Source organism: Ferroglobus sp. (assembly GCF_015521575.1).
Classification (GTDB): Archaea; Halobacteriota; Archaeoglobi; order Archaeoglobales; family Archaeoglobaceae; genus Ferroglobus.
In genome coordinates this window covers 1-7,236 of sequence record NZ_WANY01000110.1, presented here as the reverse complement: position 1 = coordinate 7,236, position 7,236 = coordinate 1, and the positions used below count along the sequence as shown (strand labels likewise).

Below are 7,236 nucleotides of genomic sequence, written 5' to 3'. Positions count from 1 at the left end.
GAAGTGGAGGTAGCTGAAAGGGAAAGAATAGAAAAGACGATTGAGCTATTCGACGAAGACATCGAACCCTTGCTTTAGATTCGGTTTTTTAACAAATTTTTAACGACAGCGATATGCGAGGCGAAGCTTGAGCTCGAAAACTTAGCAGGCAGAAAGGAGCAAATTCTGACAAAAGAAGACTTCAGGAGTACTTAACCTTAGCTCTGATTTCGATAGTCTTAATCGTAATTGCCGCATGGATCGAAGCTAATGTGACGCTGAAAATTGCCAAAGCGATGCTGAATTCATCAAAAGGTGTTTGAAAAATCCTTAAAAACTGCTGTACATCCTTGAAAGTGGGATAAAAGCACTCTGTTGATAGTAACATCATTCAAAAACTCCTTGAGCTGATAGTTAAGGGAGATCGTGAGGGCATTGGATTTAAACGAGAGAGGCATTTAGAGAGATGTTAGGGATCGCTAAAACTTGTGTGATGATTTATAAAAATTTCTCTGTCGAAATCGTTATAAAGCAACATTTACGGAAAAATACCTAATGAGGGCTTACGTTGAGCCGCTAAAATTACTGATTTGTGATAACGAAGCTTCAAAGGGTGTTAAGGCGGAAAGAATTTTTGGAGGTTTTTGCGAGTGCGGCGGAATAATGTTCCAGAAAAGCTGGCATCTAATTAACGGAAGAAAACTCCTTGTTTCTGAATGCGACAAGTGTTGGAAGGTTAAAGCGTACGCTTTTTCAGGATTGGAGCTTGTTGATGCTTTTGAAGTAAAAACTTACACGAGAGCGAACCTTCTCGATTTGCTCAGGGAACTTTTGAGTGAAGCGGAATTCAACGCGGTTGTGGAGAAATTCAACGGGGGCAATTACAATTACTCGGCTTTGAGCAGGGCTAAAAAGAAACTTGAAAACTTGGGAGTAGATTTTGAGGAGTTGATCAGTCATTTATTTTAATTTTCAAGCTGAAAATCAGACCGACCAGCATGTTTGTTAAATAAGTTATTATTCTCCATCCAGCGACTACCGAAGCTAAAGAGCCGCGAACGAATTGGGAGTATAGGTAGAAGAAGCTTCCTTCCGAGATTCCACTGCTTCCCGGGGTGAGGGGTAGAAGGGAAATTACAACTATTATCGCCTGAGATGTTACCGATAAGAGGAAGTTTGGATCCTTGCCGAAAGCCATGAGAACGAAGGACGGCACGAGGAATTCGGACAGCCAGAGAATCGACGTTAGAGCGAACATCACCGCTATCCTCTTTTTGCTTACTCTGAGAACGTCGACTAAAGCCTCTCTAAAGTTCCAGACTTCCCTTTCTATTTTCTCGTAAATTTTCTTACTCAACCTCCTCTCAAGGAAGTTCAAAGCCTTTTCTATTCTTGCGGGATGCTTGAACAGCTCTCTGAGGAGTATGAGAAAAAGTATCAGAAGTATGAAGAACGCCAGTCCTACTCTAAATCCGAGTTTTAGCGAGAATTCAGTCAGAGAGAGGAGAATCGCTAATGAAGTTACGAAGAATATCGAGTCAAGGAGTCTTTCTATGAGGATTATGGCTGTAGCTCTACCGATTCCCAATCCATTTTTCGAAAGAAGGTATGCTCTAACTGGCTCTCCTCCGGCGGAAGAGGGAGTTATTGCTGCAAAAAACATGCTCGACATAGTTATTTTAAAAGAGTTGGAAAAGCTGACGTTGCCGTTGAACGTTTCTACCAAAAACTTCAGTCTGAGTGCCCAAAATATCCAGAAGAAAACGTGAAAGATAATAGCTATGGAAATATAAACCGGGTTAGCTTCGACGAGGGTCGACAGATTCTCTCCAGTAATTTTGAAAATTGCGAATATCACTGCGAGTGAAAGTATAGCTGCTATCAGTGTTCTCCTTAGCTCCTTTTTGGAGGAACCCATTTTACCCTCTCACCCCTTAGGTAGCTGATCACAGCCGACACTGCCGCTGCTTGAAGAACCAAGCAGTGGATAATAAAAGCTGCGTATGCTTTAAAACCTTCGTTTTTTCTGTAGACGAGTAAGGCTGGAAGGGAGAGAATAATTAGAGGGAGGAAAACTACCGGAATGAAAGTTAGAGTTAAAGAAGAGATCCAAGAGAGTTTAAAAGACAACTTTCTTGATTCTGAGACCAGTTTAAAATACTTCCACAGCTGCAACCCTCCGTAATACCACCTTTTCCTCTGATTGAAAAAATCCCTTACAGTTACTGGGGACTGTTCGAAAAGCCTTCCTTCAGCGAGTTCGGCTTTCAATCCAAGAGAGTGCATTCTTGTGGCGAAGTCTGCGTCTTCAGTTATGGCGTCTTCGTTTAAGGGGTGTTTATATAAAAACCTCGGGTTGAGAACTCCTATCAATCCGTTGAATTGTTTGAATGCCGAAATTCTCAAAAGAAAATTTATAAGTCTGTATTCGAGAGAAACAGCCTTGGAAATAAAACTGTGGTCGTTGTAAATGTACCTCCTCGTCGATTTTATGTAAACGTCTGTTTTTAAATTCGAACACTTTATCAGGAAATTTTCTTCTGGTCGAGAATCAACGTCGAAAATCGCTATGAGGTCTGGTTTAAATTTTTTCAAAGCTTTTAAACCATCGTTTATCGCTCCCGCCCTTTTTCCTCTATTCGTGTTTCTCGCCAGAACATCCACCCTGAGATTCTTTAGTAATTTAACCCTCTCATCTCCCTCGCTCCCATCGAAGACGTAGAGGATTTTCTTTTCTCCGGGAAACTTCAGATTTTTTAACCACTTAGCAGAGGAGAGGAGAGTGTTTAAGTCTTCTTGGGGAGAAACCGGGACGATGATGGCGATTCTCATAAACTTTCGTAAATTTTTGAAATTTTTTCAGCGACTTTCTCCCAGCTGTAACTTTCTGCCACTTTCCTCCCCCTCCTTCCGAGCTTTCTCACAGTCTTTGAATCCAATTTTTTTATTTTTTCCCTCAATTCCTCCACGCTCTCGAAAGTGTACCCTGCTTTTTTCGCAATTTCTCTTACTCCGGGAGTGTTGTACGCTATAACTGGAGTTCCGGAAGCCATCGCTTCGAGTAAAACTATCCCGAAGGCTTCCAATCTCGTTTTGGACGGCAGAACGAGGCATTTGGCTTTTCTCATAAGCTCCTTTACTTTTTCGTATTCAACTTTTCCGAGAAATTTCGCGTTCACCTTTTTCTCCTCAGCCATCTTTTCGAAATATTTCCTGTCTTCTCCGTCTCCCGCAACTACGAGCTTCTCTTCTGAGTTTTCGAGGGCTTCTATAAGACAGTCCAGACCTTTATACTTAACGAGCCTTCCGACGTACAGTACGAAGTTTTCTTTCTCGGAGTGGAAATCGAAGTCTTCAACGCTAACGCCGTTTGGTATAAATTCGAGCTTCTCCTCGTAGTCCCTAAGAATTTTCGATGTTCTTGCGTAATCTGAAGTTGTTGCAACGATAACCTCCGCTCTGTCAAGAACTTTTCTTGTAACCTTTTCGTTTATCTCTTCAATTTTTTTCGCAGCGAATCTTGGGATACTAACTCCGAAAACCTCGTCGGGAACTTCAACGTCGTTGTGGTATGTGACAACGAATTTATCCTCGCTGGAGTATATGTAAGCGAAGAAAGGGCTTGGAACATGAGCATGATATATCTCCGCGTTGCACTTCCTCTTTTTCAAGGGGATGGGGGAGTAGGGGATTGGAAGGGAAGGAATCGTTGACGAAGATATTATCTCCACGTCATAAAACTTTGAAAGAGCTTTGGAAAGGTTTTCAACGTGGATTTCTATTCCTCCGATGTGGGGAAAAGAGTAGGGGGTGATTTGGGCGACTTTCATATTATCCCTTCGAGTTCGAGAATCCTTTTAGCCCACATGAGTTTTTTCCCTTTAACTCCTTCAGCCTTAAAATCAAATCCGTGTAGGAGAATTCTTTTCGCCCCGAACTCCTTGGCTATTATCGCCGCTCGGTCGCCGTCTGTGAATCCCCCAAAATTGTATACTCTGTCGAAGGGTTCAGCCTGCGTTGTTGCAACGAAAAAATTCAGCTCGGGAACTATTTCTTTTATGAGTTCTATGTTGTCTCCGTGGGCATGAACCACGAGAACACACCCTCTTTCCTCCACCTTTTTCAGAATCTCTGCTCCTTCTTCAAGGTCCGTCACGTGCACATCTGGAATCCTTGATGTAATGTTTATCCATTTTATCAGCGACTTTCCGGCGGTGATTATCCTTTGACACTCTATCGGCTTTTTAACAGCTCCCCCAACAACAGCGACTTCCTTCTTTTCGAGTTTTTCTCTTAAGACGTTTTTGTCAAGGAGCTTGTCTTTTCCGATCTCTTTTAGAATTCTTGCCGCTCTCCTATCTTCGTCAATCGAATAACCGAAATCTCTTGCGATTTCTATGTATATTCTGAACCACTCTTCAAGCTTCATTTAACCTCTTTATTCCTATCTTCGCCCTCTCTCCCTCTATGTCCCACTCTTTCACGTATCCTTCAGCCTTTCCGAAGATCAGCTCTTTCGCTCTGGTTTCGGTTTTTATGTAGTCTTCGAAGCCTTTAACGAGCTCTTCATCGAATTCGAGGGTGACAACTATGAACTCCTCAACGTTTAAATCGAGTTCCTTCCTCATTTCCTGAATTCTCCTTACGAGTTCTCTCGCATACGCCTCTCTCTTCAACTCCTCGTCTATTTCAGTGTAAACGTAAACGACTCCTCTGGAGAACTCTTCGTAACTGTAGTTTTCCGGAACTTTAAACTCGAATTCGAGGTAGTCTCTCTCTATTTTCTCCCCATCGAACTCCACGTAACCCCTTTCGTAAATCCGCTTCATTTCCTCCTTGCTCAACGAGTTTAAGTAGTTCATGAAGTCCTTCATTTTCTCCCTAAGCTTTGCTCCGAGTTTTTTGAAATTCGGTTTAACGACAACATCCTTTTCGAACTCATTCACGAACTCTATCTCCTTCACGTTACTCTGATTGAGAATTACCTCCCTTAACCTCTCCACTTTCACGTCTCCCTCCACTATGAGCTTTCTCAGAGGCCATCTAAGCTTTATTCCGGCTTTTTGCCTCGCCGTATAGCTCGCTTCAACTATCTCCCTTGCAAGCTCCATCTCCTTCTCAAGCTCCTCGTCAATCCACTTCTCATCGACCTCCGGATAGCGCTCCATGAAAATCGACTCTTCTCCTTTCCTGAACTTCTTCGTGAAGTTTTGATAAATGTACTCCGCTATGAAGGGGGCGAAGGGTGAGATTACTCTCGTGGCTTTATCTATAACTCGAAGCATCGTAGCGTAAGCAGCTATCTTGCTCGGACTGTCCTTTTCTTCCCAAACTCTCCTCCTAATGAGCTGTATGTACCATCTGCTGAAATCTTCTATCACGAAATCGTAAAACCTTTTAACAACTCTATGTAAGTTGTAGCTTTCCATTGCCTCGTTAGCAAGCTTGCAAAAGCTTTCAAGCCTCGAAAGAATCCACCTATCCTCTATTCTAAGCTCGCAATTTTCTGGAAGAACTTCTCTGAATTTGTCAAGCTCCATGTAAGTGTATGCGAATCTAACAGCGTTCCAAAAAATGTTCAAAAGCCTTAGGAAATTCTCAGCCTCTCCCCAACTGAATTTCAAGTCCTCCCATAATGCCGAAGAGAGAACGTAAAGTCTGAAGGCGTCGACCCCAATTCTGTCTATAACTTCCTCAGGCTCAACGACGTTTCCCAAACTCTTGCTCATCTTTCTTCCCTGCTCGTCCAGCGTGAATCCGTGCATGAGCACGGTTTTGTAGGGAGCCTTTCCGAAAGCGATGACGCTTGCTCCGAGCTGAGAGTAGAACCAGCCTCTCGTCTGATCATGCCCTTCTGTTATGAAGTCAGCCGGCCAGAGCTTCTTAAACTCCTCTTCCTTCAGCGGATATTCGAGAGTTCCCCAGCTCGCAACTCCGCTGTCGAACCAGACGTCAAAAACATCGCTGATTCTTTTCATCTTTCCTCCGCACTCACACTCGAAAGTTACCTCGTCTATTTTCGGACGGTGCAAGTCTAAATCGTCCTTCCAGCTGACCTCGTTTATGCTTCCAACGACTTTCATTTTTCCGCATTTCTCGCACGTCCACACCGGAATCGGAATTCCCCAGTACCTCTGCCTGCTTATGCACCAATCTTTAGCGTTGCTGACCCAATCCTTGAATCTTGAAGCTCCAGCCCACTCCGGAATCCATCTGACATTGTCTATCTCCCTCAGCATCTCCTCCTTAAGCTCGCTAACCTTCAAAAACCACTGTTCGGTTGCTCTGTATATTATCGGAGTTTTGCACCTCCAGCAGTGACCGTATCTGTGAACTATCGTGTCTTCAGCAAGTAGAAGTCCTTTATTCCTTAGATCTTCGATTATCACTTTGTTAGCCTCTCTCACGTTCAATCCAGCATATTTTCCAGCCTCTTCGGTGAAAACACCCTTGTCATCTACAGGATTGAAAACCTCAAGACCGTGCTGAATTCCGAGTTCGTAGTCCTCCAATCCATGTCCCGGAGCTATGTGAACACAGCCAGTGTTTTCAGCAGTCACAAACTCGGCCATGTAAACTTTATGCACGAACTTCTTCTGAATCGGAATCTCTTCGACAAGCGGATGCTCGTACTCTAAACCTACGAGGTCTTCACCGAGCTTAGTTTCCACTACCTCCCAAAGCTGATAGCCACCTTTCTTCAGAACATCTTCGGCAAGCTCCTTAGCGAGGATTAGGTACTCAAGTTTATCATCCTTAACAGCTTTTATGACAGCGTACTCCAAAGATGGGTGAACAGCTACAGCCATGTTTGCCGGAAGAGTCCAAGGCGTCGTCGTCCAGATTACTATGTAAGTGGCTTTCTCTCCTTTTACTGGGAACTTGACGTATATGGAGGGATCCTCTCTTTCAGCGTACTCAACCTCCGCATCAGCCAAAGCAGTTTCGCACCTCGGACACCAGTTCACGACCATCTTCTTTTTCTCAAGCAAACCTTTTTCGTAAGCCTTCTTGACCGTCCACCAAGCCGAGTTTATGTACTCCGCTTTTATCGTCATGTAGGGATTTTCCCAATCCATCCACACGCCAAGAGATTTGAATTGTTCTGTCATAGCTTCTTTGTTCTTCAGAGCGTAATCCATGCACATTTTCACGAACTTGTCTATTCCGAACTCTTCGATTTCCTTCTTCTCTTTTATTCCGAGTTCTTGTTCAACCTTCACTTCTATCGGTAACCCGTGCATGTCCCATCCGGGG

Annotated in this window: 7 protein-coding genes; 1 reads left to right on the top strand and 6 read right to left on the bottom strand. The window is 43.6% G+C overall.

What is annotated here, in order from left to right; genetic code table 11:
* Nucleotides 1–181: 181 nt before the first annotated feature.
* Nucleotides 182–370 carry a hypothetical protein gene (locus F7C14_RS04590; protein ID WP_290900299.1) on the bottom strand — a complete coding sequence of 63 codons (189 nt, stop codon included), beginning with the start codon at nt 368–370 and terminating at the stop codon, nt 182–184.
* A gap of 164 nt (nt 371–534) precedes the next feature.
* On the opposite strand from F7C14_RS04590, the gene F7C14_RS04585 reads away from it, so the two are divergent.
* A complete protein-coding gene (locus tag F7C14_RS04585; RefSeq protein WP_290900296.1) occupies nt 535–948 on the top strand; it encodes a hypothetical protein in 414 nt (137 codons plus the stop codon).
* Here F7C14_RS04585 and F7C14_RS04580 read toward each other — a convergent pair.
* The 5 genes from F7C14_RS04580 to ileS form a co-directional block, all read right to left on the bottom strand.
* A complete protein-coding gene (locus F7C14_RS04580; protein ID WP_290900294.1) occupies nt 932–1,897 on the bottom strand; it encodes a flippase-like domain-containing protein in 966 nt (321 codons plus the stop codon). The genes F7C14_RS04585 and F7C14_RS04580 overlap by 17 nt on opposite strands.
* Nucleotides 1,873–2,811, bottom strand: coding sequence for a glycosyltransferase family 2 protein (locus tag F7C14_RS04575; RefSeq protein ID WP_290900293.1), 939 nt, complete (start codon nt 2,809–2,811; stop codon nt 1,873–1,875). The genes F7C14_RS04580 and F7C14_RS04575 overlap by 25 nt, the downstream gene beginning before the upstream one ends.
* The gene (locus tag F7C14_RS04570; RefSeq protein WP_290900291.1) at nt 2,808–3,809 is read right to left on the bottom strand and encodes a glycosyltransferase family 4 protein; all 1,002 of its coding nucleotides are present in this window, start codon (nt 3,807–3,809) and stop codon (nt 2,808–2,810) included. The genes F7C14_RS04575 and F7C14_RS04570 overlap by 4 nt, the downstream gene beginning before the upstream one ends.
* Nucleotides 3,806–4,408, bottom strand: a complete 603-nt coding sequence (locus F7C14_RS04565) for a 6-hydroxymethylpterin diphosphokinase MptE-like protein (protein ID WP_290900290.1) — start codon at nt 4,406–4,408, stop codon at nt 3,806–3,808. The genes F7C14_RS04570 and F7C14_RS04565 overlap by 4 nt, the downstream gene beginning before the upstream one ends.
* On the bottom strand, nt 4,398–7,236 hold a 2,839-nt coding region (gene ileS, locus F7C14_RS04560; protein ID WP_290900289.1), incomplete at its 5' end, for an isoleucine--tRNA ligase. The genes F7C14_RS04565 and ileS, both read right to left, overlap by 11 nt.

What these genes read in the sequence shown, in the direction of transcription:
- F7C14_RS04580 (WP_290900294.1), bottom strand. Translation starts at nt 1,897, where the DNA reads ATGGGTTCCTCCAAAAAGGAGCTAAGGAGAACACTGATAGCAGCTATA.
- F7C14_RS04585 (WP_290900296.1), top strand. Translation starts at nt 535, where the DNA reads ATGAGGGCTTACGTTGAGCCGCTAAAATTACTGATTTGTGATAACGAA.
- F7C14_RS04570 (WP_290900291.1), bottom strand. Translation starts at nt 3,809, where the DNA reads ATGAAAGTCGCCCAAATCACCCCCTACTCTTTTCCCCACATCGGAGGA.
- F7C14_RS04590 (WP_290900299.1), bottom strand. Translation starts at nt 370, where the DNA reads ATGATGTTACTATCAACAGAGTGCTTTTATCCCACTTTCAAGGATGTA.
- F7C14_RS04575 (WP_290900293.1), bottom strand. Translation starts at nt 2,811, where the DNA reads ATGAGAATCGCCATCATCGTCCCGGTTTCTCCCCAAGAAGACTTAAAC.
- F7C14_RS04565 (WP_290900290.1), bottom strand. Translation starts at nt 4,408, where the DNA reads ATGAAGCTTGAAGAGTGGTTCAGAATATACATAGAAATCGCAAGAGAT.